We start from the raw sequence: 25,957 nt of genomic DNA on the forward strand, positions 1-25,957 counted from the left end.
ACCCGAGGACACGAGAGGGACCAACTGTGGGAATACGGCGATCGACGTCCATGGCCACGCTGCGCCTGGCGGTGGCCGGTGCGCTAGTGGCGGCCGGACTGACCGGCGTCGCGAGTACCGTCGGCGCGGCGCCCGATGTCGTTTCCGTGGAGGGGGTGAACGGTCGGCAGGAGACCGTCACGGTGTTCTCGCCGGCGATGAACAGGCCGATTCCGGTGCAGGTGATCCGCGCCGCCGACCCGTCGCGGCCCACGGTGTATCTGCTCAACGGTTCCGGGGGCGGCCCGAACCAGAGCGGCTGGGACGTGCAGACCGACGCCGTGAGCTTCCTGGGCGACAAGAACGTCAACGTGGTGACACCGTTCGGCGGCGCCAACTCGTACTACACCGACTGGATCCGCGACGACGCCGTACTGGGCCACAACAAGTGGCAGACGTTCATCAACGAGGAGCTGCCGCCCGTCATCGAGCAGTACCTGGGCGCCAACGACAATCGGGCCCTGGCGGGCGTATCCATGAGCGGCACTTCGGTCTTGAACCTGGCGATCGCCAAACCCGGCTTCTGGAAGAGCGTGGCGTCCTACAGCGGTTGCGCGCAGACCTCGGACTCGATCGGGCACGAGTTCGTCCGGCTGACGGTGGAGAACTGGGGCGGCGGGCAGAGCGTCGAGAACATGTGGGGCCCCGCCGACAGCCCGCTGTGGCGCGCCAACGACCCCCTGGTCAACGCGGACCGACTGCGCGGAACCGCCGTCTACTTGAGCGCGGGCAGCGGCGTTCCGGCGGCACCGCACGACACCCCGGGCGACCGCCGGGTCCAGGAGGGCCGGATCCCGCTGCCGGTGCAGGTCGTCTTCGGCGGACCGATCGAGGCGGCCATCCGCTACTGCACCGTGAACCTGACGAACCGCCTGCACGAACTGAACATCCCGGTCACCTTCGACGATCGTCCCGTCGGCACCCACTCCTGGGGCTACTGGGAGGACGACCTGCGCACGTCGTGGCCGTTCCTGGCGCAGACGATCGGGTAGCCCGGCATAGGTCACACCGTGATGGGGCGGTCCACTCCGGTGGTCGGCATGGGGGTATGCCGGGGTCGGATGAGCCTCGGGTGTGAGAGATCGGTGTCCGCGGGTGCCCGAGCACCGAGGAGCCGATGGCGCCGCATGTAGGCGCGCCGCAAGTGGCGCGTGAGGGCGGTGCAAGAAGCGTCGCCGACGGTCGTGCCATGGACGAATTCGATGTGGTCATTGTCGGTGCGGGGCCAGTGGGACTGATGCTCGCCGGGGAACTGCGGCTGAATGATGTGAATGTGCTTGTGATCGAGCGGCTTTCGGAGATGGATCGCACGCTGAAGGCCGGCGGGGTCAACGCCTCCACCATGCAGATGTTCGATCGGCGTGGACTGTTGCCGGCGATGAGCGAGTACCACCACCGCAATATCGCGAAGATCCTGCCCGCCTTCGCCCACACGGCCCCATCGCCGGGCGACGGACGGCCGCCGTTCGCCGGACATTTCGCGGGAATCTTCATCCACCGTGCCGACGTGGATGCGACCGATCCCGCGTTCGCCGACCTCGGCGCCGCGGGCGGTTTCATGATGGTGGATCAGCAGGGCGTCGAGACGGTGCTCGGCCGGTGGGTCGCCGAACTCGGGGTGCCGGTGCGACGCGGTGTGCAGGCCAGAGGTTTCGCCGCCGACGCCGACGGAGTCACCGTGGATCTCGGTGACGAATCGGTCCGCGCCGCTTGGCTGGTCGGCTGCGACGGTGGCCGCAGCCCGGTCCGCAAACAGGCCGGATTCGAGTTTCCCGGAGTGGACCCGGAGATCACCGGGCACCAGGCCGTCGTGACGATCAGCGGAACCGAAAGCCTGCGGCCGGGCTGGAACAGTACCGATACCGGGATCTACGCGTACAACCCCCATTCCGAGGGCACCAGCCGCATTCTCACCGTCGAAACGGATGGCCCGCCCGCCGATCGGTCCGCCCCGATCACCGCCGCGGAACTGGAACGAAGCATGCGCCGCGTCTCCGGGGCACCGGTGCGGATCGGGGAGGTGCACTCGGCCACCCGGTTCACCGACAACACCCGGCAGGCCACCCGCTACCGGTCGGGGCGGGTGCTGCTGGCCGGCGATGCGGCACACGTGCATTCGCCGTTCGGCGGCCAGGGGCTCAACCTCGGCATCGGCGACGCCGTCAATCTGGGCTGGAAGCTCGCCGCGGTGCTCGGCGGCCGGGCATCGGAGGATCTGCTCGAAACCTATACCGCCGAGCGGCATCCGATCGGCGCCTGGGTGCTGCACTGGACCAGGGCGCAGGTCGCGGTCATGCGGAAGGACCCGCACAGCAAGGCCATGCGGGAGGTGCTGTCGGAACTGCTCGCGACGAAGGACGGCGCGACCTACGTCGCAAAACGGCTCACCGGCGTGCTCAACCGCTACGACCTGGGTGACGGGCATCCGCTGGTCGGTGGGGTCGTCCCGGACCTGGACCTGGCCGACGGCAGTCGCCTGGCCCAGTATTTCACCGCCGGTGGGGCCGTCCTGCTGGATCCGGCCGATTCCGCGGAATTGCGCGCCGCCGCCGAACCGTGGTCCGATCACATCCGGATCGTCACCGCGAAACCCCTTGTGGCGCAGAACCTTACCGGCCTGTTCTCCCGGCCGGACGGGTACGTCGCCTGGGCGAGCGACGGCGGTCCGGACGGACTCGCGGCGGCGCTGCGGCGCTGGCTCGGCGACCCGACCCGGTCCGGCACCGCCTGACCGGGTCGTCTACCTGATGCGGCATGCCGCTGCGGCGGTTACCGTTGACGCCGCAGTTGTGCCGAGTGCGGAGGGCGTATGCCGGAGTCGGATGAGCTTCAGGTGTATGAGATTCGAGTCCACGGGTGCCCGAGCGCCGAGGAGGCGCTGGCGTTGCAGGAGCCGATCGGGCGCCTGTTGTGCCCGGACCCCGATCACCCGCCCCCGTGCGAGGTGCCGTGGGGATTCTCCCTCGACGACGACGAGCACGCCGAGGACGGTGACGAGGCCCCGGTGCTCGTCGTGGGCGTCTACGTGTCCCGCGAGAAGGCGTCGCAGGTCGTGGCACAAGTTCGCGAGCTCGTAGGCGATACGCTGCCGGTCGTGATGCAGCCCGGCCGCCCCGGGATGTTCGAGGAGCTGGCGGAGCAGTACCGGATCGAGAACTCCAGCTGAGTGCTCTGAATGCTGTGATGCCCAGACTGCCACTACGAGAACGTTATTGGTCACTGCGTGTTGTCCGCAGCCGACTCCCAGCGATGCACCGGCCTTGACCCCGACGGGTCAGGAGCCGACGGATTGCAGGCTTCGGGCGATCTGGTCCGGCTTCGGCACATCGGCCGGGCGAAGGTTCGATCCCGAGCAAACTGAATGAAATCCGGGCTATGCTGCTGTGAAGTACCTGGTCAAGAAGTGTGCTCCCCGCGCATGCGGGGATGATCCCAATGGATGCGGTAGCCGTGCTCGGGCTGCGGGTGAGTGCTCCCCCGCGCATGTGGGGATGATCCCCGCGCAACGCCTACGACGTCGGCGCGCTCCCCGCGCATGCGCGGGATGATCCGATCGAGAAGGCGCTGCGCGGCTGCACCAACGAGTGCTCCCCGCGCACGCGGGGATGGTCGAGCGGCCCAGTACCGCTCCGACGGTCTTTAGCGTTCCTGCGCGCAGACGGGTCGAACTCTGCTGGACGCGAGGGGAGAGCTGAGCACGTACACCGGCCAGCCCGCGCACCCTGTTGTCGGTTCAGTCGAGGTTGTCGAGCGCCGCCTCGATGGCGCGATGGAAAGTCGGGTAGGCGTAGACCATGCTGCGGAGGGTGTGGATCGGGACGCGGGCGTGGACCGCAACGGCCAGTGCTCCCAGTACTTCTCCGCCCACCGGCCCAACCGACGTGGCACCGACCAGCACCCCGCGGTCCGAGTCGACGACCAGTTTGATCAGACCCGCGTTGCCCGCCTTGTGGATCCAGCCGCGGGTCGAGGAGGCGAGATCGGTGACGGCGGTCCGCACCGTGAGGCCGGCGTCGCGGGCCTCGGATTCGGTGAGGCCGACCGCGCCGACCTCCGGATCGGTGAAGGTGACGCGGGGGACCGCGTGGTATTGGGCCGGATCCGTTGGCCTGCCGAGGATGTCGGCGGCGGCGATGCGGGCCTGGTACATGGACATGTGGGTGAAGGCGCCGTGGCCGGTGATGTCGCCGATGGCCCAGACGCCCTCGGCGGCGCGGAGGTGGTCGTCGACCTCGATGCCGCGGGCGGATTCGTCCAGGCCGATCGCGCCGATTCCCAAGGCCGCCAGGTCGGTTCGGCGGCCGGTCGCCACCAGGAGTTGCCGGGCCTGGAGGGGTTCGCCCGCGTTCAGGTGCAGGGTGAACTTGTCGCCGTCGTACTCGACCCGGGTGGCCGCTGCGCCGGATCGGATCGAAATTCCTTCGGCGGCAAAGACCTCCGACAAGAGGTCGGCGGCCTCCGGCTCGTCGCGGGGCAGGATGCGGTGCGGGACGATCGTCGTGACGGAGGCGCCGAAGCGCGCGAAGATCTGGGCGAACTCCATACCCACGGGACCGCCGCCGAGGACGATCAGCGAGTCGGGGGCCGCGGTGGCGGTGACGGCCTCGCGGTTGGTCCAGTAGGGCGTGCCCTCCAGACCCTCGAGGGAGGGAACCGCCGGGGCCGTACCGGGATTGAGCACGATCGCGCGGTCGGCGCGGAAAACCCGGGGGCCGTCGGCGGTCGTCACCGTCACCTCGCCGGGTGCGGTGATGCGGCCCCAGCCGCGGACGAATCGGCCGCCCGCCTTCTCGAAGCGTTCGACCGCGACCGTGTCGTCCCAGTTGTCGGTCGCCTCGTCGCGGATGCGGTCGGCCACCGGGCGCCAGTCCGAGCGCACCGACGCCGAACCCGCCAGCTCGCCGACCCGCCGCGCCTCGGCCAGGGTCTCGGCGGCGCGCACCATCATCTTGGTGGGCACGCACGCGTAGTACGGGCACTCGCCGCCGACCAGCCGGCCCTCGACGCCGACGACGGCCAGGCCCGCCGTGGCCAGCCGGGTGGCCACGTCCTCTCCGCCGGGTCCCATCCCGATCACCACGGCGTCCACGGCCTCGATGTCCACAGTCTCGATGTCCACGGTCTCGATCGACATGCGCGCTCCTCTCGGCTGTGCGGGTTGTCCCGGCAGTCCGTCGGGTACCACCGGTTCCAGACTCCCACGCGTTGCCGGTGCGGGTACTCGTCGGCCCGTCCGCGGTCGGTACTGCGACAGCTTGCCACCGTTCCCTCTCGGGAGGACGAGAACCCGGATCCGTGGGTTCGGGCCCCGAGCATGCGGTAATGATGGTGGTGGACCCCGCAGCGGCCGTCCTGACTCGACAGCGTGTCGACCTGTGTTCCGACATCCATGGGAAGCGTTCGGAACGACGCCGGTGGTCCGGTGCCGGGATGTCGGTGCGGATGTGTCGTCGCGGTGTTACGCCCGCTCGCGCGGTATCAACAGCGACACCAACGCTATGAGTACGCCGCCGCCGAGCAGATACAGGCCCCAGGCGCCGTCGAGCAGGTTCCGGTAGTCGTTGCGAAGCTGGTCGTCGAACCGCTCGTCCAGCCGCCAGGCCAGCACGCCGAGCACGGCCAGCCCCGCGAGCACGCCGAGCCAGCCCAGCGCCTTCGAGCCGAACAGCGCGGCCAGCAGCACGATGGCGGCGATCACGAGCACGACGATCGCCAGGGACGAGGTGAGGGATGCGGAGGTCCCGCCGATCTGCTCCAGGGTGCGGTCGGCGGCGAACCCGTTGCGCAGGTCGTCGAGCCGCACGTCCCGGGCATCGATCGTGCCGATGAGCGGGCCGAACGCCCCGACGGCGATGGCGACTGCACAGACGAACAGCAGCAGGTGGACGAAAGTGCGCATACTCCACGGTATTGCGCCGCGTGCCGGAGGTGCCCGGATTTGTCGCAATGACGCCGATTCGTGTCGAACGCCGGATTCCGAGGAGGTCAGAGGTCGGGCAGTCAGGTGGTCGGGCGGTCACGCGGTCAGGCGCAGCCACCGGCCCGGCGACGGGGTTCCGGCGGTGTCGACGACGAAGACCAGATACCAGCCGGGCGGCGCGAGGGCGGGATCCGACGGCATCGTCAGGGCGACTGTTCCGGGTCCGGTGACCTCGACCGGAAGGTCCACCAGGCGCTGGTCGTTGTTGCTGGAATGCGTGCAGGTGGTGGGGTGCACGAGGCAGGCGTCGCGCAGGGCGGCCGTGGTCGTGGCGGTGAGTGTCGCACCGTAGCCGGCCGTGTCGGCCGCGAGGTCCAGCCCGGGCCGGGAACCTCGGAAAAGGTAAGGGGGCCAGAAGACCTCGATGCGCAGCTCCTCGGTCTTGCGTTCCGGATTGGAGCCCGCGGTGACCACCTTGCCGTCGGGGGTGAGCAGCGCGACCGAATGATAGAGCCGGGCCACGCGCTGCGGCGCCGTATGCATCCAGGTCGCCGTCTCCGGATCGTAGAGTTCGGCGAACGGCGGAGCCGCGTGCGCCATCTCCTCCATGGCGGAACCGCCGGTGGCCAGCACCGTCCTGTCCGGCAGCAGGACCGCGCTCAGGTGCATGCGGGCATGATGCATGGGCGGGCCGGGCCGGTACTCCGGCGCCGCGGCGGTGAGGTCGACGATCCGGGTGTCGGCGGTGGCCGGCGCGGGCGTGTGCATGTCGTAACCGCCGCCGCCGAGGATCATCACCTGCTGGCGCTGCGCGGGCGGGAGCAGCACGCTGGTGGACTGGTTGCGCCGCTCCGGGTCGGTGAGGCCGCGGACCTCGGTCACCGCGCCGGTGGCGGTGTCCCAGATCGAGGGGCGCATTCCGTTGTTGCCGCCGTACTGGCCGCCGGTGTAGAACACCCGGCCGTCCGCGAGCAGGAGCAGGTGCCCGTACATCGGAATCGGCCCGGGCACGGGAAGTTCCGACCAGGTGCCGGTGGCGGCGTCGAACAGCTCCGGTATCTGCGAGAGGAAGTTGTCGGCGCCCAGACCCGAGGTGGCCACCGGATTGCCGCTCGGCAGCATCACCAGGGTCGGATACCAGCGCCCGAACGCCATGTCCGGCAACCTGTTCCACGACAGGGTGCCGGGATCGTAGGCGAGGGCGTCGCGTAGCCCGTAGAACGGGTCGTAGCGCTCGGTGCCGCCCACCGCCAGCACCCGGCCGTCGGGCAGCAGCGTGTGGCCGCAGCAGAACATGTCGATGGGCGTGCCCGGCGCGGAGAGTCCGGGGTTCGGGTAATGCCATACCCGCGTGCGAAATTCGTGCGCATCCAGCCGGTCGGGATCGTTACCGGAACCGGCCCAGAACAAGACGTCGCCGGTGTGCAGCAGGGCGGCGTGCACCGGATTGATCTCGGTGTCGAAATCCAGGATGCGCCACAGCCCTTCGGTGGCGGCCAGGCTCAGGTCGGTGTCGAGCGAGAGCACCCGCAGATAGCCGGCATTGCCGCCGGGCGGGTGGTCGACGGCGGCGATCACCAGTTCCGGCGGCCCGTCGGCGGAGGGTAGCAAACCCACTGCCGCGCCCTGGTTTTCGAAGAATCCCCAATCCGGGACCGCGGACCAGCGGCTCCAGCCGTCGACGCAGTGACCGGTGCCGTCCAGGCCCCAGCCGATGGTGTACAGCCCGGCATTGCCCTGCGGCGGGTGATCGATCGTGAACACGATCAGCTCGGGCCGGCCGTCGCCGTCGAGATCGGCGGCGGTGATGCCGGCGCCCTGATTCTCCCAGCCCCACCAGTCCGGAACCGCCAGCCACGGGGTCCATTCGGCGACCGCGCCGTCGGCGGTCAGGCCCTTGGCGAGCCGGAACCGGCCGGAGTTCTGGCCCGGGGGATTGTCGACGGTGAACACCACCAGCGTCGGCTGCCCGTCGAGGGTGACCGCGCAGATGTCGGCGCCCTGGTTCTCCCACCCGTACCAGTCCGGGACGCGCTGCCAGGGCGTCCAGCCGCCGGTCACGGTGCCGTCGGCGGCGAGATCGCGCCCGATCCGCAGGTACGCCTCGTTCTGGTCGGGCGGGTTGTCGACCAGGAACACCACGAGATCCGGCCGCCCGTTCCCGGACAGGTCGGTGATCGCGATGCCGGCGCCCTGGTTCTGCCAGCCCCACCACTCGGGTACCGAAAGCCATGGCCCCCAGGAAGTTACGGTTCCGGCGGGACGCAGCCCGGAGCCCACCCGATAGAAACCCGCGTTCTGGCCGTCGGGATCGTCCACCTGTAGTACGACGACATCGAGGGTGCCGTCGCCGAGGAGGTCGGTGATCGCGATACCGCAATCTTGGTTCTGTGTCGACAACCAGTCGGGGATCGGCACGAATTGTCCTGCCACGCTGCCATTTTGGCCCCGGATGCGGGCCTGGGTCGAGCGATCCGCGGAAATCCGTCCGGAGAGGTCCGGAATCCGCGCACCGATTCTCGGGGTCCCGGGACGATGTGCGGTCGAGACCGTCCGGTGTGCCGGCGGATCGGTCCGTGACCTGCGGGTACGGCGCGGCGGAACAGAATTCGGTACTTTTGTGACGGTCATGGGGGTGTCGCCGAGCCGGTGGGGTGTGGTCGGCGCACCGGTCGCGCGGGAGACAGCGAGGACAGCATGGTCGACACCGACAGCACGGTCGATACCGAGGTCTCGGATCGGATCGAGGTCTCGGATCGGATCGAGGAGGTCGGCAGCGATTTCCACCAGAATCCGCACCGGTACTACGCCCGCTGGCGCGAGCGCGGGCCGATTCACCGGGTGCGCTTGCTCGACGGCATTCCCTGCTGGGTGATCATCGGTCATGCCGAGGGCCGGGCGGCGCTGGCCGATCCGCGGCTGCACAAGAGTTCGGCGGGCATCTACAAGCTCTTCCGCGAGCGCCGCACCTCCGCGGTGGTGGAGAACGACGCCGCCGAGTCGCTGGCGCAGCACATGCTGAACAGCGACCCGCCCGATCACACCCGGCTGCGCAAGCTGGTGACGAAGGCGTTCACGACGCGCCGGGTGGCGGCGCTGCGCCCGCGCATCGAGGAGATCACCGCGGAGCTGCTCGACGAGATGGCCGGGCACGACGAGGTCGATCTGCTGGCGGCGTTCGCGAATCCGCTTCCGGTCGCCGTGATCTGCGAGCTGCTCGGCGTGCCGTTCGCCGACCGCGCCGATTTTCAGGAGTGGACGCGGATCTCGGTCGGCGCGGTGGGCGGCGTCGAGGAGCGCAACGCCGCGTCGGTCGAGATGGCGGAGTACCTGCGGAAACTGGTGGCGGTCAAGCGCGGCCACCCCGGCGACGATCTGCTGTCCGGCCTGGTGCACATCCACGACGACGGCGACCAGCTGTCGGAGTCGGAGCTGGTGGCGATGGTGTTCCTGCTGCTGGTCGCCGGGCACGAGACGACGGTGAACCTGATCGCCAACGGCACATACGCCTTGCTGCGCAACAGGTCTCAGTTCGAGGCGCTGCGCGCCGACCCGTCCGGTGTGCCCGCGGCGGTGGAGGAGTTCCTGCGCTACGACGGCCCGGTCGGCTGGTCGACGGTGCGCTACACCGAGGACCCGGTGGAGATCGCCGGGACGGAGATCCCCGCGGGCGAACTCGTCTACATCGCGCTGGCCGCCGCCAACCACGACCCCGCCCGGTACGACCGTACCGGAACTCTCGACATCACCGCGGATGCGTCCGGGCATGTGGCGTTCGGTCACGGCATCCACTTCTGCGTCGGCGCACCGCTGGCGCGGCTGGAGGCGGAGATCGCGTTCACCCAGCTGCTGCACCGCTTCCCGGATCTCGGGATGAGCGAGGGATTCAGCCCGCAGTGGCATCACGGCCTGCTGATTCGGGGCCTTCACGACCTACCGGTACGTCTGCACACCTAGGATTCCAAGGCACCAGCCGACGAAGGAGTCCACATGGAGACCATCGCATCCGTCACCGGAGGCAAGGTGCGCGGCAGCACCGACGGGGAAATCAGCAGGTTCCTCGGGATTCCGTATGCGGCCGCACCGGTGGGCCCCGCGCGGTTCGAATCGCCGAAACCGGTGCCCGAATGGTCCGGGGTCCGGGACGCGACCGAGTACGGGGCCACCTGCGCGCAGTCGCCGTACCCGCCGGCCATTCACGCGCTCGTCGGCAGCGACGGGATCCCGGGCGACGAGTACCTGAACGTGAACGTGTGGACGCCCGACGCCGGAGGATCCGGCCTGCCGGTGCTGGTGTGGATCCACGGCGGCGCCTTCGTCCGCGGATCCAACGCGCGAACGATCTACGACGGCAGCGCTTTCGCACGCGACGGCGTGGTGGTCGTCTCGGTCAACTACCGGCTCGGGATCTCCGGATTCGCCGCCGTGCCGGGCGCGCCGCTCAATCGCGGTCTGCGCGACCAGATCTTCGCGCTGCACTGGGTGCAGGAAAATATCGCGGCGTTCGGCGGCGACCCGGGGAATGTCACCGTCTTCGGGGAGTCGGCGGGCGGTATGAGCGTGGTGAACCTGATCGCGTCGCCGGCCGCGCGCGGGTTGTTCCGGCGGGCGATCGCGCAGAGCGCCAACGGTTCCGCCGTGGCCGATGCCGGGGATGCGCGCAAGGTCGCCGAGAACGTGGCCACCGCGCTCGGCATCGAGCCGACCGTGGCGGAATTCGGCGGTCTCGGCCCCGATCAGCTACGGACGGTGCAGGATTCGATCGCGCTGGATCTGATGACGAATCCGGATCCGGCCCGGTGGGGCGCCTCGATCGTGTCGAACGGGCTCGGCATCCTCAGCTTCTTCCCGGTGATCGACGGTGAACTGATTCCCGACCGGCCGACGGATGTGATTGCCGCGCAGCCGGATCGGGCGGTGCCGCTGATCTTCGGGTGGACGGCCGAGGAGTTCCGGTTCTTCACCTTCCCCACCGGCATCGCGGCGGGGATCACCGACGAGACGTTGCCGTTCGCGCTCGCGCGCTACGGCCTGGATCCTGCCGTCGCCGAGCCCTATGCCGCCAATCGTCCGGGCGCGTCCGCCGCCGACGTCTTCGCCGCGGTCATCACCGATCTGGTGTTCCGCGACGACGCCCTGCGCATCGCGGAACTCACCGAGGCCGCCGGGCAGCCGGCCTACGCCTACGAATTCGCCTGGCGCTCCGGCGTTCCGGATCTCGGCGCCTGCCATGTGATGGAGGTGCCCTTCGTCTTCGACAAGGTCACCGCGGCGCCCGGCCTGACGGGTCCGAACCCGCCCCAGCCGCTGGCCGACGAGATGCACGGGGCCTGGGTGCGCTTCGCGACGCACGGCGACCCGGGCTGGTCGCGGTTCGACTTCACCACCCGCACCGTCCGCATCTTCGACTCACCCGAGTCGTACGACGTCGCCGATCCGCGGGCCGACGAGTTGCGAGCGTTGCGGAGGTCCCAGAAGGGCTGAGGCCCGCGGTCGTCCGCCGCTAATCGGGTCGTGCCCGCTCGGTGACGACCAGGCGCAGACCGCCCGGATAGTAGGTCTGGTGGGCGCGCGGGGTGACCGTCGTGCCGGGCTGTTGCCGCAGCTGCCAGCGGGAGAGGATGGTCGCGAGCGCCGCCAGGGTTTCCGTGGTCGCGAAGCTGTCGCCGATGCATTTGCGCGGCCCGGCCCCGAACGGCTGGGCGGCCTGTCGCAGGGATCGGGTGGCGTCGCCGCGGGACCACCGGTCGGGGTCGAAACGGTCCGGTTCCGTGATCAGCGCCGGGTCGTGCCCGGTCAGGTACGGGCTGAGCATCACCGACGATCCGCCCGGGAGCAGGTACCCGCCCAGTTCCACGTTCTCGATCGCGCGCCGGGTGATCAACCAGATCGGCGGGCTGTGGCGCAGCGATTCGTCGACGACCCGCGCGGTGTAGCCGAGCCGGTGCAGGTCCGCGTACTCCGGTCCACCGGCCGCGCTGCCGAGCACCTCGTCGATCTCGGCCGACACCCGGGCCGACACGTCCGGGTTCTCACTCAGCCGCAGGAACGTCCAGGACAGGGCGGTCGCGGTGGTTTCCGAGCCGGCCAGCAGGAACGTCATGATCTGGTCGTGGATGCGCTCGTCGGGCATCGCGCCGTCGGCGTCCCGGGCGTCCAGCATCATGCTCAGCAGGTCCGGCCGCCGCGTATCGTTGCGCCGGTAATCGGCGATGACCTCGTCGATCATCGGGTGCAACCGGGCGACGAGGGCGGCGTATTCGCGGTTGCGAGGCAGCGGGAACCTGTTGAGCACCGGCAGCGGACCAACCGCCCGCCGATAGGACAGATCCAGCAGCCGCGGCAGCCGCAGCTGCACCTCGGCCGCCAGCTCGTCGCCGACATCGGCCGAGATCAGGGCCTTGGCGACCACGGCGAGCGTGATCGCCGACATCTCCGAGCGCGCCTCCAGCACCTGACCGTCGCGCCAGGACTCGATCCGGTACAGGATCTGCGTGCGCATGATCGCCAGATAGTCGGCGAGCCGGTCGGGGTGGAACGCCGGTTGCAGCAGCAGCCGATGCCGCCGGTGCAACTCGCCTTCGGAGCTGAGCAGGCCGAACCCGAAGACGTCGCGAAAGTTCTCGACCGCCACACCCTTGTCGAACGCCCGGTACTTCGAGACGAGCAACTCGTGCGTCAGCTCGGTCGAGGTGATCACATACACCCGCTGCGGTCCGATCTTGATCTGCACGATATCGCCGTAGGGGCGCAGCGAGGCGAACAACCCGATCGGATCCGTCCGCAACATCCAGGCATGCCCGAGGCCGGGCACACCGCCCGGTGCCAGAGCGGTCGCGCGGGTGACGGAAGCGGGCATGCGGACCTCCGGGCGTGGTAGGGCAGGGCTACCGACAGCACGACTGATCTTGCTGTGCCGCAGCGGTTTCGACACGAAACCCCGATTATCTCCCGGCACCGCGCCGTCGTCCTCGTTCCGGGATGCTTTGGCCGCAATCCGTCGGAACCGGCGCTGTGGCCGCGCCATGGCTCCCGGCCGAAACCGCGCGGGGATGACGAGCGGACGCAGTGGCGGGCGAGGGGAGGACGCGCGCCGGAGGACGAGAAGGGCTGTGCCGGCGCGACGGGCCGCGGCCGCTCCCGATGGCGAGAGGTAGCCGAATTCCGTTGTGGCACTGGATTACAGCGGAGCCGGTGTGTCCTGCGTGTTCAGCGGCGGTGGTGCGGCCGGTCGCGGTCGGCCCAGCGCGGGTTGTCCTCGTCGCGGCGGTAGACCGCGATCTGGCCCGCCACGCCGAACCGTAGCCGGGTGCCCTCGCCGATCACCTCGCCGTCGGTGGCCAGCGGTTGCGGGTCGCGCAGTTCCACGGTCAGCCCGGGCACCCGGCGCTCGCCGTACACCCTGCTGTGCCCGATGGCGGCGAGCAGCAGCGCCAGGGCCGCGCGGATGCGGGAGAACTTCAGATCCGCGCGCAGCCAGCGGACGTCCAGCAGTCGCGAGTCCAGCCGCGAGCGGAACGCGGGCACCGCGCCCGGCGGATCGTAGGATCCGTTGCCCAGGAACAGGAACCACACCTCCCGCGTCCGGCCGTCGACGCGGAGCCGGATCGGTTCGGCCCGCCGCAGCGTGACCACCAGGGCCGCCGCGAAGGCCGGCCACTTGCCCCAGCGCCCCTGCCATTTCTCCCGCCGCCGCACCAGATCCGAATAGGCGCCGATGCTCGCGGTATTGATCCAGTGCCGGGTTTCGGAATCCTCCCCGGTGCCGAACTCCACGCTCGCCACGTCGACCGACACCGCCTCGCCGGCACCGGTCGCATCCACGACCTCGCGCAGGTCGTACACCCCGACATCGCGGGCGAAGTGATTGAGAGTGCCGGTGGGCACGACCACCAGCGGCAGCCCGTACCGCAGCGCCGCCGTGGCGACCGCCGCGACCGTGCCGTCGCCGCCGGCGACGCCGACCGCGGCCGGCCGTTCGGTGCGCTCGGCCAGCGCCCGCTCCAGCAGTTCGACCGCGTCGAGGCCCGGCGCGGTGCGCAGCACGGTGGCCGCGGGCAGTGCCCGGGCGATGTCGTCGGTCGGGTCGTAGTCGGGCGCCCCGGACATCGGATTGACCACCACGACAAGCCCTTTGCCGTCGGCCAGCACGGGCACCTCGCGCACCGGCCGGGCCCGCGCCTCGTCCGAATGGCGCACCGGCCACCAGCGGCGGGTGGCCAGCGCGACGCCGCCGCCGATCGCCGCGCCGACCAGCACGTCGGAGGTCCAGTGCACCCCGGTGTGCACACGGGAGTAGGCGACCGTCACCGCGAGCGGCGCGATCACCCGGGCGCTGCGCGGGCTCTCCATCGCGACCGCGGTGGCGAACGCGACGGCCGAGGCGCTGTGCCCGGACGGGAACGACGACGAGGCCGGCCGGCGGATCAGCCGCCGGTCCAGCGGCAGCAGCTCCGGCGCGGGACGCAGCCGCCCGACGACCGTCTTGAACGTATTGGCGCTGACCGTGGCGCCGGTGAGGGCGGCCACCCCGCGCAGCGCGGCCCGGCGGCTCGCGCCCTTGCGGGTGGCGAGCCCGGCCGCGATCACCAGCCACAACACGCCGTTGTCGGCCGAGCGGGTCAGCCGCAGCATGCCGCGGTCGAGCGCCGAGGCGGGCAACATCGCCACGGCGCCGCTCACGGCCCGATCGAAGCTGCCGACCGGGCGATATTTTCGACGCAACCACTTCCGCACCAGCTCGACAGTACCGGCGGACCTGCGCCCGACCCCACTCGTGCGGTGCCTCCACGGGCTCCGCCGTGATGCGGCGACATGTCGTGATGTGATGTCGTCGACGTGCCCGGCGGGGTGCCGCGGGTGTGTCGTGGCGGTTCCTCGCTGCGACCGGCGCGGCGTCGTCGGCCTCGCTCGGCTCGGTGCCCTCAGCGCGCACCGCGCGGGATAACGTGTGCTGCGCGGTGGGACGGCGTGTGCCGTGCGGGATGACGTGTGCCGCGCAGTGAGACGGCGTGCACCGCACGATGTTCGGCCGGATCGGTGGGGTTCCGTACGCGCTACGCTGACGTATGTCCTTGTCGCGTCGGCAGTTGCTGAGGTTCGGTACGGCCGGGTCGGCTGCGCTGCTGGCGGGGGCGGCGTCGGTGAGCAGCGCGGAGTTCCCCGCACCGCGCCGGTGGAGCGACGATCCGTTCACGCTCGGGGTGGCCTCCGGCGACCCGGCACCCGACGGCGTGGTGCTGTGGACGCGGCTGGCGCCCGACCCCTTCGCCCCCGACGGCCTCGGCGGTACGCCGCGGGCGCCGGTGACCGTCGAGTACGAGGTCGCCGAGGACGAGGGCTTCCGGCGCGTGGTCACCCGCGGCGCGGCGGTCGCGACGCGCGAGTTCGGGCACAGCGTGCATCCCGAGGTGGGTGGCCTGGCGCCGGACCGCTGGTACTTCTACCGCTTCCGCGCGGGTTCGGCGCTCTCCCCGGTCGGCCGTACTCGCACGGCTCCCGTGCCCGGCAGCCCGACCGCGCGGCTGCGTTTCGCGTTCGCCTCCTGCCAGTCGTGGGCCTCCGGATACTTCACGGCCTACGACCATCTCGGTGCCGAGGACCTGGATCTGGTTGTGCACCTGGGCGACTACATCTACGAGAAGGCCTGGATGCTCGGCCGGGAGGGGGCCACGCTGGAGCGGCAGTTCCGCGACGAGGCCGTGGATCTGGCGGGTTATCGACTGCTGTACGCGCAGAACAAGGCCGAGGCCCCGCTGCGCGCCGCGCACGCGGCGTTCCCGTGGCTGGTCACCATGGACGACCACGAGGTCGACAACAACTGGGCCGGTGATTCACCCGGGCTGGGCCTGGACATCCACCGGATTCCGGCGCTGTTCCGCCGGCGCCGCGCGGCCGCGTTCCAGGCCATGTACGAACATCAGCCGCTGCGGCTGGCCCAGCTGCCGTCCGGCCCGGACATGCGGCTGCACCGCCGCTACCGGTTCGGCGATCTCGCCGAGATCACCATGCTCGACACCCGGCAGTACCGCGATCCGCAGGCCTGCGGCGACGGCAGCGCGGTCGCCGCATGCGCCGAGCGGTTCTCCGCCGACCGTTCGATACTCGGTGCGCGGCAACGGGAGTGGCTGCTCGACGGCTTCGCCGCGAGCCCGGCGCGCTGGCAGATCCTCGGTAACCAGGTGGCGATGGCCCAGTCGGACTACGACGCGGGCCCGGGCACGCTGCTCGGCACCGACTCGTGGGACGGATACGTCGCCGACCGCAACGCCGTGCTGGGTGCCGCCGCCGACCGGGGCGTACGCAATCTCATGGTGATCACCGGCGACCGGCACGAGAACTATGCCGCGAATCTGCGCCGCGATTATTCCGTACCCGAATCACCGGTGGTGGCAACCGAATTCACCGGCACGTCGATCACCACCGGCGGCGACGGCGCCGATCTGCCCGACCATGGTCGCCGGCTGCTGGCCGCCAATCCGGATATGAAGTTCTACAACCGGCAGCGCGGATACGTGCGCGTCGACCTCGACCGCGAGCGGTGGCACGCGGACTTCCGCGTCGTGCCCTTCATCCAGCGGCCGGGCGCGCCGATCGCTACCCGTGCCGGAGTCGTTGTGCAGGACGGTGTTCCGGGCGTCGCGGCGGTGGAGCATCCCCGCGGCCCCACTGCTCCCGCCGGCCCGCCCGGCCGGGCCGACGGGACCGAGGCCGCGCCCCGGCCGCGATAGCCCGTCCCATTGCTCGCCCGCCCGAAACGTCCGAACGGTGCGACGGCCGAGATTGCTGTACTGTCTTCTGACGCAACGACGCTCTCCGATTTGACGACCCTCTCCCGCCGGTATCGAGGAATGACTGAACTCACCGCCGCCCAGGCCGACGCACTGGAAATCCTGTCCGAAAGCCCCGCCGCCCGGACCGCGGCCGAGCTGGCGCGATTACTCGACGAATCGCCGTACGAAATCGAGGACACGCTGGCGTGGCTGAAGCGCCATCGCTTCATCGTGGGGGTGGCCGCCTGGCAGCTCACCACCGGCGCGACCTATATGCTCGGATCGACGCACCAGCTCACCGATATCGAACTGGACGTTCTGCACGAGCTGAGCGAGTCCGGCGGTGTGCGCACCATCGATGAACTGGTTCGCCAGCTGGGCGTGGCGCCGGAGGATCTCTCGGAGACCGTGCACTGGTTGAGCGCCAACGGTTATCTACAGCCGGTGACGGCCTGGCGCCGGAAACCGGTGTATTACTGACGGTTCCCGGCGCGGCTGCTCACGGCAGGGTCACCGTGGTGAACACCGCGGCGGTGCTGTCCTGCCGGTAGAAGATGTCCGCCGGTGGATTCGCCAGCCCGGAATCCGGCAGCCAGGTGTAATCCACCGCGCGCAGCGGGAGCGGCCCGGCCGGTGCGGTCAGTTCCACGTCGATGCCCTCGGGCGGAACGGCATCGAACTGGAAACCCTGCTTCGGCGCCGGTGCCAGCTCGCGCCCGGCCACGCGCAGGTTGTGCACCGGAACGTCGTAACGCAGCGCTAGGGTGCCGGCGCCGCGGGTCGAGCGCAGCCGCAGCCGCACGGTGCGGTGGCCGGATTCGGTGGTGTCGGACAGGATCTCGGCGACCGGTGCGGAAAGTTCCGGCGCCGGAGCGGGACCGGACGCGACCGCCTCGGACCACAGCCCCGCGAACGGCGGCCGCGGCGGTGTCTCGGTGACGAACCGGCTCGTCCAGTGATCCGGCGGCTGCCGCGAAACCCACTGTGCTCGATGCTGGTCGGCGTCGAGCGCGAAGCCCAGCTGGGACATCAGCGGATGGCGGTCGTCGAACCTGTCGACGGCCAGTCCGGCGCCCGCCAGCGCCACGGTGAGCACCAGCGTGCCCGCCGGGATCAGCGCCGCGCGGCGGCGCGGCCAGGCGTGCGTGAGGGTGAGCGTGAGCAGACCGCCCAGCAGCACCACGGCCGGGGCGACGAGGAACGGTGCGCCGGTGATCCCGGTCTGCAACGCGGACCAGGCGCTCGTGCCGAGGAATACCGCGGCCGGAATCAGGAAGAGCGTCAGCACCGGTAGCCGCCACACGTCCGGCACCGCGAAGGTGAGTGAAACACCCACGGCCGCGGCGCATCCCGGAACGACCAGCGCCTGGGCCGCCGCCGGCGCGAGCGCGGTGAACACCGCGCCGACCACGGCCACGCAGCACAGCAGCCCCGTCGCGGTGGCCGTCGGCCCGAACAGCCGCCGGGCGAGCGCATACCACGCGGCCAGGACCGTGACGCACAGCAGCAGCACCGCGGCGAGATAGCACTCGGGCCGGTAGGGATCGACGAACAGCGGCCGGTACTCCGGCCGGATCGTCTCGACCGCCTCCCACAGCCCGTAGGTCGCCGCACCGGCGATCGGCACCGCGACCAGTGCCGTTGCCGCGGCGCCGAATACGCCGCCGAGGTCGGCCTCGCCGGTGCGCCGGACCTGGCGGATCGTCCAGGCCACGGCGAGCAAGGCCGCTACCGCCAGCGCGACGATCACCCACAGCGGCACCACGATCAGGATCCCGAACGGCAGCGGGAAGTACGCCCGGTCCGATTCGTCGCCGGAATCGGCGAGATCGCGGGCGCCGAACTCGCGGGCCTGTGCGACGGCGTTGTCGCCCATCTGCTGCACCGTCGCCAGGTCCACGTGTGCGGGATCGTCGAACGGGTTGTGGTAGTAGGCGTTCCGGCCGGCGAAGGCCCAGTCCAGCACGCGCAACCCGGCGGGGTCGAGGGCCGCGAAATCGGTGCTGCTCCCGGACTGCGCCCCTGCCAGCGCGGTCGACAGCGAGTCGGTGTTCGGATGCGGCGCGCCCGCGACGGTATGGATCAGATCGCCGTCGGGACGGGAGGTCCGCCACAGCAGCACCGGGCCGCCGGCCCCGCGCGCCTCGTGGTTGACCACCACGCCGCCGCGCGGATCGTCGCGGCCCGCGGCGGCGAACGCCTCGGCGCCGATCATCCCGAGTTCCTCGGCGTCGGTCAGCAGGACGGTGACGTCGTTGCGCGGCGCCGTGCCGCTCGCCCGCAGCGCGCGCACCGCCTCCAGGATCGAGGCGACCCCGACGCCGTCGTCGTTGGCACCCGGACCGGACGGCACCGAATCGTAGTGGGCGGCAAGGTAGACGGTTCCGGTCGGGTCGCTGCCGGGCCATCGGGCGACGATGTTGCCGGCCATCGCCATCCCCACCACATCGCGCTCCAGCGCGGCCGGATACCGGCCGACATCGCGCTGAACCTCGGTCTCCAGCCCCAGGTTTCGCAGGCGGCCGACGAGATGGTCACGGACCCGGTCGTGTTCGGGCGTGCCGACCGGATGCGGCCGGGATGCGATCTCCTCGATCGTGGCGAACGCGCGCTCGGCGCTGAACTCCCCGGCGGGCGCGGAGGCCGCCCGGTGGCCGTGCGGCTGTTGCTCCCAGGCGGTGCCCACGACGACCGCCAGCAGCGCCGCGAAGGCCAGCAGACCCGAGAGCCGTCGTCCCACCCGCATGGTCCGTCCCACCCGCATGGTCCGATCCTAAGCGCGCGGGGCGCCCCGTCAGTCCTCGACGCCGAGCGCCACCTCGGTCGACTTGATCAGGACCCGGACCGGGCTGCCGGTGGCGAGCCCGAGATCGTCGGCGGCGTCCCGGGTGATCGAGGAGGTGATCTCGGAGCCGCCGGGTAGTTCGACGCGCACGACCGCCATGGCCTCACCCCGGGTGACCGACAGGACGGTGCCGTCCAGTTGGTTTCGTGTGCTCAGTCGCATGCGGGCGAGCCTACGCAGCGCGACGAGCCTGCCGAGGCCGCCGCGCCGGGCGGGGCGAGGCCGAATCTGAGAGAACTCACAGGATCGGCACAGGCTTACGTCAGACACCGTCGGCACCGTGGAGCTGGAGAGATCGGCTCGGTGAGAGGCAGGTGCACTATGGTCGAGATCGAGATCACCGGAACGACCGTCACGGTCCACGTTCTCGGTGCCCATCGGTTCCTGGGGCTGCGCGAACAGTTCACCTTCGCCCTGTCGGACATAGTCGAGGTCGCACCGGCCGAGGTCGACGGCCGGCCGCCGTGGATGCGCGCGCCCGGCACCTTCTTCCCGGGCGTGATCGCCGCCGGGACGTTTCGGGGCAAGGGCCGCAAGGAGTTCTGGGATACCCTCTTCGACGGCCGTGCGCTGCGGATCGATTTGTCCGGTACCGACCTGACCCGGCTGGTCGTCGACGTCGAGGATCCGGAGGCCGTGCGGCGGATGCTGACCGTCGCCGCCGCGGCTTGATACCGATTCGGTACCGATCACGCAAAACCGACGAATTGTCCTGGTCGCCAACAGCACTCCGCGAACCACTATCGGCGTGTCGCGCGCGGCACGCCGAAGAAGTTGGGATTTCGGCAAATCTATAGTTTCGCGGACCGTGGTCGATCGACTATTAATGTCGTGTGCCGTTCCCACTCGTGATCACATGTCGGCCATCGCTTCCCACCGGGCGGTGGTCGCGTTGACCCTCGAACGTCCCCCTAACGGTGACGAGGTCACGCAGCTGGCGAAGCGCGTCGAACAGGCTCGCGGGCGTCTGGCTTACCAGTTCGATCCCGCTCTGACCGAGGCGCTGTCGGAGGACGAACTCCACGCCGAACGTGACCTCGCCGAGAAGATTCGTGAACAGGAACGCGACCAACGCTGGAAGAACGTCCAGGCGGCGGCCTCGGCATCGGACCGTGCCAGGCAGACCTCAGAGGCGATCGCGAAGGCCGATATGCGAGATCTGTTGATGGCCCGCAAGGCCGTTGCCGCGCAGCGCCGCGAGTCCAGCCCGCACGCGAAGCTGGCCTCGCTGTACCGACACCGGGCGTGGTCGCAACGCGGGCTGGCGGCGGTGGTGGCCGCCGGCATGCTGTGGTCGGCCGTGAACGTGCAGCACAACATCGCGCCCGGCGGTGCGACCGATCCGCTGTTCTGGTTCAGCTACCTGCTCGAAGGCATGATCAGTGTCTGCCTGATCATCATCATGGTCGGCACCAACAAGGTCGCCGAGTGGGGCATCCTGGACAGCCGCCGGCAGGTCGCGATGGCCGAATTGTCGCTGCTGTCACTGACTGTCGTGCTCAACACCTACCCGTATCTCAAGGGCGGTCAATGGTACGACGTGGGTGTGCACGCGGTCGCGCCGGTGATGATCGGCGTCTCGCTGCTCATCCACAACGCCGCCAGCCACCGCTACGGCCAGGCCATCGCCCGCGCCACCGAACAGGTGCGGGAACTGCCGGATCCGGCCGAACAGATCCGCCGCACGCTGCCCACGTTCGTGAGCTTCATCCGGCAGGCCGCACCCGACGCGCACCCGCCCACCCCGCAGGCCGCGCTTCCCGGTGCGGCGGAGACGAAGTCGTCCGAGGAGTCCGCACAGACCGGCGACGTGCTGGATCCGGCGGAGGAGCCCGATATCTGGACTCCGAAGACACCCAGCACGACGGCCAAGAGCTGGCGGATCGACGACGACGAGCCCGGCAGGGAATCCAACGGTGCGTCCTCGAACGGATCGGGGAAATCCAAGAAGTCCGAGCGCAAGTCGTCGTCCACCGCCGACGACTCCGATCCGCTGAGCATCTACGACACGGGCCAGTTCCGGATCGCCGAGTCCCTCGAGCAGGAACTCGCCGACATCCGGGCGGAGCGCAGGCGAGCCCGCGCCGCCAAGCAGCGGGTGAACGGGTTCGATCCGGACGACGACTGAGCGGATCCGGGTGAGGTCGGCCGGCGGTGGGTGCCGGTCGGCCTTGCGCGTCACCGCAGCGCGACCACCGCGTACGCCTGCCCGAACAGGTTGTCGCCGTTGCCGATTGCCGTCAGGGCGATGGCCGCGGTCCGCTGCTCGGTGTCGACGGAGGTGACCGTGCCGCCTCGTAGTGGTCGGCCATCCGGTAGCGCTGCCCGGCCAGCCGCCGTGCCTGGTCGGCCGGTGTACGGGTCGCGTTGTTCATCGTCGTGCCCCTCATCGGGGCGCCGGGCCGGGTTCGATGATCCGGGACGGTGCGACGGCCGGACCCGGCTCGGCACCCTGCAGGGAGCCGGCGAGCAGCGCGTGGCATCCGGCGGCCACCACCGTGATGGCCCCGATCACCAGCAACAGCCGGATCAGCGACACCCGATTGCGGTTGGTCCGCGGGTCGTACTCGGCGTGCGGCCACGGCGACTGGTTGCTCATGTATCGGTTTCCTCTCGGCATGCTCCGTACCGGGGCGCCGCTGACCCGTCGGTCCGAGAAGGTAGTCCGCTTCGGGCGCGAATAATGTTCGCTGACAGCAGGTCTGTTCGGTTCACCACCGAATGCGAGAGGCCGCAGTGAAGCACCCCAACGACCACCCGCGGCGGGTGAGACGGTGGTGTGGTTGCCGTTTCAGCGCTCGTGCACGGCCCGGTGCACGAAACCGTCGGCCCGCGTGAGCAACTCGCGCGCCCGATCCGCCCCGACGCCCGCCAGCTGCATGACGATGGCGGTCTTGGCGTGCCCGTCGGCGGCCTCGAGCAGCGCGGTGGCCGCCGCGGTGTCCACGCCGGTGGCCTCGGTGACGATCCGCAGCGCGCGGTCGATCAGCTTGGTGTTGGACGGGCGCATATCGACCATCAGGTTGCCGTACACCTTGCCCTCGCGGACCATCACCGCCGTGGACAGCATGTTGCACACCATCTTCTGCGCCGTCCCCGCCTTCAGCCGGGTGGATCCGGTGAGTACCTCGGGGCCGGTATCGATCTCGATGGCGATATCGGCGTGGTCGCTCAGTTCGGCCGGGCGGTTGCACGACACCGCCACCGCGGCGGCGGAGATCGACCGGGCGTAGTCCAGCGCGCCGATCGCATAGGGCGTGCGGCCGCTGGCGGCCAGCCCTACCACTACGTCGTCGGCGGTGAGCCCGACGGCCGACAGATCGCGCGCGGCGGCCCGGGAATCGTCCTCCGCGCCCTCCACCGCCGCGGTCAGGGCCCGGTCTCCGCCGGCCATGATCCCGACGACCTCGCCGGGTTCGGTGCCGAACGTCGGCGGGCATTCGGCCGCGTCGAGCACCCCCAGCCGCCCGCTGGTGCCCGCGCCCGCATAGATCAGCCGGCCCCCGCGCGACCGCGCCGCCACGATCCGCTCGACGGCCCGCGCAACCTGCGGAATCGCCTCCGCCACAGCGGGGGCCACCCGGGCGTCCTCGGCATTCATCGTGCGCAGCAGATCCTCGACGGGCATCGAATCCAGCCGCGCCGTGCGCGGATTCGTCGTCTCGGTGGCCAGCGCCGCCAAATCGTCCGCGGCGCCTTTCCCGGCCCGTCCGGCGACCACGCGGTCGCCGTGCCGACCCGCGTGCTCGCCCACTACCTGGCCCTCGGGCGCCGCGGGACCCGGCGATCGGCGACCGCGTCGTGGGTGCGGTGCAGGGCGCGCGCCGCCTCGGGGGTGCGTTGCAGCACACCGACATACAGCGCGTCGACGATCAGGAGCTGGCTCATCCGGCTGGCCATCGCCGCGGAGCGGAAGCCGTCCTCGCGACCGGCCGCGAGCAGGGCGTGCGCGGCCGCGGCCACGAGGCTGGAGCCGGCGCCCGCCGTGACGGCGACCGTCGTCGCTCCGGCGCGGGCCGCGCGGCGCACGGCATCGACGACGCCGGCGGTCTCGCCGGAATGCGAGAAGGCCATCGCGACGTCGCCGGGCGTGAGCAGACTCGCCTGGACCAGCGCGTCGTCCTCGGATGTGCAGGCGCCGCACCACATTCCGATCCGGGTGAGCTTCTGCGCCATATCCGTGGCGACCAGCCCGGAGGCGCCGATGCCGATGAGCTGGACGCGCCGCGCCCCGGCCAGCGCCTCGGTGACCGCCGCCATCGTCGCGGAATCCGCGCGCTGGGCCGTCGCCAGCAGACCTTCGGTCTCGAAGGCGGCGAGCTTGTGCAAGACCTTCGGCGGGGTGTCGTCGGCGTCGATATCGGTGGCCAGCACCGGTTTCCGGTCCTCGGTGCCGGTGGCGGCCAAGGCCAGGCGCAGCTGTGGATATCCCTCGTAGCCCAGGGTCTTGGAGAGCCGGACGACCGCCGAGGTGCTGGTATCGGCGCGCTCGGCGAGCTGGTTCACCGTCAGCTGGGCGGTGCCGGCCGGATCGTCGCGGATCACCTCGGCGACCCGGCGGGCCGTCGGGGTGAGGCGGGAAAGCGCGCCCAGCAGGCGGGTGCGGACATCGTCACCGTCGGTCATCGCGGAATCCGTCCAGAATGAGGCGTCGGGGTGGGGAGGCGGGCGCGCGGCAGGAATACCCGGCCGCACCGGATGTGGTGCACGTTCGCGACCGGCGCGAGGGCGTCGGTGGTCGGCGTCGTCACGGTTCCGACGATATCGCCGGGGCGTAATGCCGCTCCGGGCAGCGCGGGCCGGGGGCGCATCAGGCCACCACCTCCGCCGGTTCCGGTGCGGTCGGCTGCGGTGCCGGATGGAAGAGGCTGCTGATCCCGCCGACGGCGAGGGTGACGGCGACGCCGATCGGCACCAGCCACTGTGCGGCGATGCCCTTCTCGGTCACCGTGCCCGCGGTGCCGACGTCGATCTCGACGCCCCGGACGACGAAGGTCATCACGATCACCGTGGCGGCGAAGGCGACGATCGCGTCGAACTGGTTGGCGCGCTTGACGAGCCGGCCGAGCAGGAACGCTCCCAGCAGCGCGCCGTAGGTGTAGCCGGCGATTGCCAGCGCGGTCAGGTACACGTTGCCGGTGGTCGAGCTGAACCCCATGGCGAACAGCGCCATCAGCGCCGCCCACACCAGCGTCATGGTCCGGCCCAGCCGCAACATGGTCTGGTCGGAGAGCGTCCGGCGGGAGAAACCGCGGACGATATCGGCCACGGTCGAATTCGACATCGAGTTCAGGGCCGCCGAGAGCGAACCCATGGCGGCGCCGAGGATTCCGGCGACCAGCAGCCCGGAGATCACCACCGGCAGCCCGTGCAGGATGAAGTCCGGATACAGGCCGTCGGCACTCGACAGGCCCAGCTGCGCGGGCGTCCTGCCGTCGTTGTACGCCCACAGCAGGGCGCCGACCAGTGAGAAGGCGGCGAACTGCACCGCGATGAACACGCCCGAGGCGATCATCGCCTTCTGGCTGTCGCGCACCGAGCGGGTGGCCAGAATGCGTTGCACGATCAGCTGATCGGAGCCGTGCGAGGCCATCGCGAAGATCGCCCCGCCCACGATCGCCGTCGGCAGGGCGAAACTGCTGGTGAGGATGTGGGACAGGCCGAAGTCGGTGTCGATCAGGTGGAACTTGCCGCCCTGCCAGGCCTCCGACCATCCGGAGGCGCCGACGCGGCCGGTGAGCACGGCGATCGCGATCAGGGCGCCGAGCAGGTACAGGCCCATCTGCACCGCGTCGGTCCAGATCACCGCCTTGATGCCGCCGAGGTAGGTGTACACGACCGTCAGCAGCGTGAGCGCCACGATGATGACGTCGTAGCCGAGCGACAGGCCGAACTCACCGAGCAGCAATTCGATCGGAATGGCGGAGGCGAACAGCCGCACGCCCTCGGCCAGCAGCCGGGTCACCACGAACGTCACCGACGCGATGCCCTGGAGGTAGCGGCCGAAGCGCTGCTCCAGATACTGGTAGGCGCTGACGAATCCGCCGCGCTTGTACAGCGGGATCAGCGCGACGGCGACGATCGTGCGGCCGATGATGTAGCCGAACGCCAGCTCCACATTGCCGAATCCCTGGTCGGTGTAGGCTCCGCCCGGGATCGAGATGACCGTCAGCACACTGGTTTCGGTGGCCACGACCGAGAAACACACCGTCCACCAGGGCATTCGGCCCTCGCCCACGAAGTAGTCGCCGGAGCTGCGCTGTTTTCCGGACAGCCGCAGGCCGATCCACGCTACGGTCACCAGGTAGACGACGATGACGGCAACGTTGAGGGCGTTCATCGCGTTACTCCCCGGTGGCGCGTACAGAATGCAAGCAAGTG

At 70.3% G+C, this 25,957-nt stretch carries 21 protein-coding genes; 9 read left to right on the plus strand and 12 right to left on the minus strand.

Translation table 11 applies throughout. From position 1 onward, the window contains the following. Positions 1-50: 50 nt before the first annotated feature. From D892_RS0100450 to D892_RS0100460, 3 genes are all read left to right on the plus strand, one after another. Positions 51-1,031 carry an alpha/beta hydrolase family protein gene (locus D892_RS0100450; protein WP_024799368.1) on the plus strand — a complete coding sequence of 327 codons (981 nt, stop codon included), beginning with the start codon at positions 51-53 and terminating at the stop codon, positions 1,029-1,031. 197 nt (positions 1,032-1,228) lie between these two features. Then, positions 1,229-2,770, plus strand: coding sequence for an FAD-dependent monooxygenase (locus D892_RS0100455; RefSeq protein ID WP_024799369.1), 1,542 nt, complete (start codon positions 1,229-1,231; stop codon positions 2,768-2,770). 102 nt (positions 2,771-2,872) lie between these two features. After that, positions 2,873-3,205 carry a hypothetical protein gene (locus D892_RS0100460; protein WP_156959313.1) on the plus strand — a complete coding sequence of 111 codons (333 nt, stop codon included), beginning with the start codon at positions 2,873-2,875 and terminating at the stop codon, positions 3,203-3,205. Between the two features lie 567 nt (positions 3,206-3,772). On the opposite strand, the gene D892_RS0100465 is transcribed toward D892_RS0100460, so the two are convergent. From D892_RS0100465 to D892_RS0100475, 3 genes are all read right to left on the minus strand, one after another. Beyond that, the gene (locus D892_RS0100465; protein ID WP_051498929.1) at positions 3,773-5,173 is read right to left on the minus strand and encodes an NAD(P)/FAD-dependent oxidoreductase; all 1,401 of its coding nucleotides are present in this window, start codon (positions 5,171-5,173) and stop codon (positions 3,773-3,775) included. A 324-nt stretch (positions 5,174-5,497) separates the two neighbouring features. Continuing rightward, a complete protein-coding gene (locus D892_RS0100470; RefSeq protein WP_024799372.1) occupies positions 5,498-5,938 on the minus strand; it encodes a hypothetical protein in 441 nt (146 codons plus the stop codon). A gap of 117 nt (positions 5,939-6,055) precedes the next feature. Next, complete coding sequence (locus tag D892_RS0100475; RefSeq protein ID WP_024799373.1) at positions 6,056-8,392, minus strand: galactose oxidase-like domain-containing protein; 2,337 nt, start codon at positions 8,390-8,392, stop codon at positions 6,056-6,058. Positions 8,393-8,656: 264 nt separating this feature from the next. Between D892_RS0100475 and D892_RS0100480 the strand changes: the two genes are divergently transcribed. Beyond that, entirely contained in the window at positions 8,657-9,916 is a 1,260-nt protein-coding gene (locus D892_RS0100480; protein WP_051498930.1) for a cytochrome P450, read from the plus strand. Between the two features lie 33 nt (positions 9,917-9,949). Next, positions 9,950-11,443, plus strand: coding sequence for a carboxylesterase/lipase family protein (locus D892_RS0100485; protein WP_024799375.1), 1,494 nt, complete (start codon positions 9,950-9,952; stop codon positions 11,441-11,443). Positions 11,444-11,462: 19 nt separating this feature from the next. Here the strand turns inward: D892_RS0100485 and D892_RS0100490 are convergent, their stop codons facing one another. Further along, complete coding sequence (locus D892_RS0100490; RefSeq protein ID WP_024799376.1) at positions 11,463-12,818, minus strand: cytochrome P450; 1,356 nt, start codon at positions 12,816-12,818, stop codon at positions 11,463-11,465. 350 nt (positions 12,819-13,168) lie between these two features. Continuing rightward, positions 13,169-14,641, minus strand: a complete 1,473-nt coding sequence (locus tag D892_RS0100495) for a bifunctional phosphatase PAP2/diacylglycerol kinase family protein (RefSeq protein ID WP_232235935.1) — start codon at positions 14,639-14,641, stop codon at positions 13,169-13,171. Positions 14,642-15,027: 386 nt separating this feature from the next. Between D892_RS0100495 and D892_RS0100500 the strand changes: the two genes are divergently transcribed. Beyond that, complete coding sequence (locus D892_RS0100500) at positions 15,028-16,689, plus strand: alkaline phosphatase (RefSeq protein WP_024799378.1); 1,662 nt, start codon at positions 15,028-15,030, stop codon at positions 16,687-16,689. Between the two features lie 120 nt (positions 16,690-16,809). Then, on the plus strand, positions 16,810-17,211 hold the full coding sequence (locus D892_RS0100505; RefSeq protein ID WP_024799379.1) for a MarR family transcriptional regulator: 402 nt from the start codon (positions 16,810-16,812) through the stop codon (positions 17,209-17,211). A 19-nt stretch (positions 17,212-17,230) separates the two neighbouring features. On the opposite strand, the gene D892_RS0100510 is transcribed toward D892_RS0100505, so the two are convergent. Both D892_RS0100510 and D892_RS0100515 read right to left on the minus strand, forming a co-directional pair. Next, a complete protein-coding gene (locus D892_RS0100510) occupies positions 17,231-19,495 on the minus strand; it encodes a M20/M25/M40 family metallo-hydrolase (protein WP_084160861.1) in 2,265 nt (754 codons plus the stop codon). Between the two features lie 30 nt (positions 19,496-19,525). Continuing rightward, positions 19,526-19,738: a molybdopterin-binding protein gene (locus tag D892_RS0100515; RefSeq protein ID WP_024799381.1), complete on the minus strand. Its 213-nt coding sequence runs from the start codon at positions 19,736-19,738 to the stop codon at positions 19,526-19,528. Between the two features lie 159 nt (positions 19,739-19,897). Between D892_RS0100515 and D892_RS0100520 the strand changes: the two genes are divergently transcribed. Together D892_RS0100520 and D892_RS0100525 are read left to right on the plus strand one after the other, a co-directional pair. Beyond that, positions 19,898-20,248, plus strand: a complete 351-nt coding sequence (locus D892_RS0100520) for a hypothetical protein (RefSeq protein ID WP_024799382.1) — start codon at positions 19,898-19,900, stop codon at positions 20,246-20,248. Positions 20,249-20,384: 136 nt separating this feature from the next. Next, positions 20,385-21,704 carry a hypothetical protein gene (locus D892_RS0100525; RefSeq protein WP_232235936.1) on the plus strand — a complete coding sequence of 440 codons (1,320 nt, stop codon included), beginning with the start codon at positions 20,385-20,387 and terminating at the stop codon, positions 21,702-21,704. Between the two features lie 112 nt (positions 21,705-21,816). On the opposite strand, the gene D892_RS49105 is transcribed toward D892_RS0100525, so the two are convergent. From D892_RS49105 to D892_RS0100550, 5 genes are all read right to left on the minus strand, one after another. Next, positions 21,817-21,951, minus strand: coding sequence for a hypothetical protein (locus tag D892_RS49105; protein ID WP_255360202.1), 135 nt, complete (start codon positions 21,949-21,951; stop codon positions 21,817-21,819). Between the two features lie 11 nt (positions 21,952-21,962). After that, positions 21,963-22,175: a hypothetical protein gene (locus tag D892_RS0100535; protein ID WP_024799384.1), complete on the minus strand. Its 213-nt coding sequence runs from the start codon at positions 22,173-22,175 to the stop codon at positions 21,963-21,965. A gap of 192 nt (positions 22,176-22,367) precedes the next feature. Beyond that, positions 22,368-23,297, minus strand: a complete 930-nt coding sequence (gene murQ / locus D892_RS0100540) for an N-acetylmuramic acid 6-phosphate etherase (RefSeq protein WP_084160877.1) — start codon at positions 23,295-23,297, stop codon at positions 22,368-22,370. Positions 23,298-23,329: 32 nt separating this feature from the next. Beyond that, the gene (locus D892_RS0100545; RefSeq protein WP_024799386.1) at positions 23,330-24,202 is read right to left on the minus strand and encodes a MurR/RpiR family transcriptional regulator; all 873 of its coding nucleotides are present in this window, start codon (positions 24,200-24,202) and stop codon (positions 23,330-23,332) included. 184 nt (positions 24,203-24,386) lie between these two features. Then, positions 24,387-25,916: a sodium:solute symporter gene (locus D892_RS0100550; protein ID WP_024799387.1), complete on the minus strand. Its 1,530-nt coding sequence runs from the start codon at positions 25,914-25,916 to the stop codon at positions 24,387-24,389. Positions 25,917-25,957 lie beyond the last annotated feature (41 nt).

It is taken from the genome of Nocardia sp. BMG51109 (assembly GCF_000526215.1).
GTDB lineage: Bacteria > Actinomycetota > Actinomycetes > Mycobacteriales > Mycobacteriaceae > Nocardia.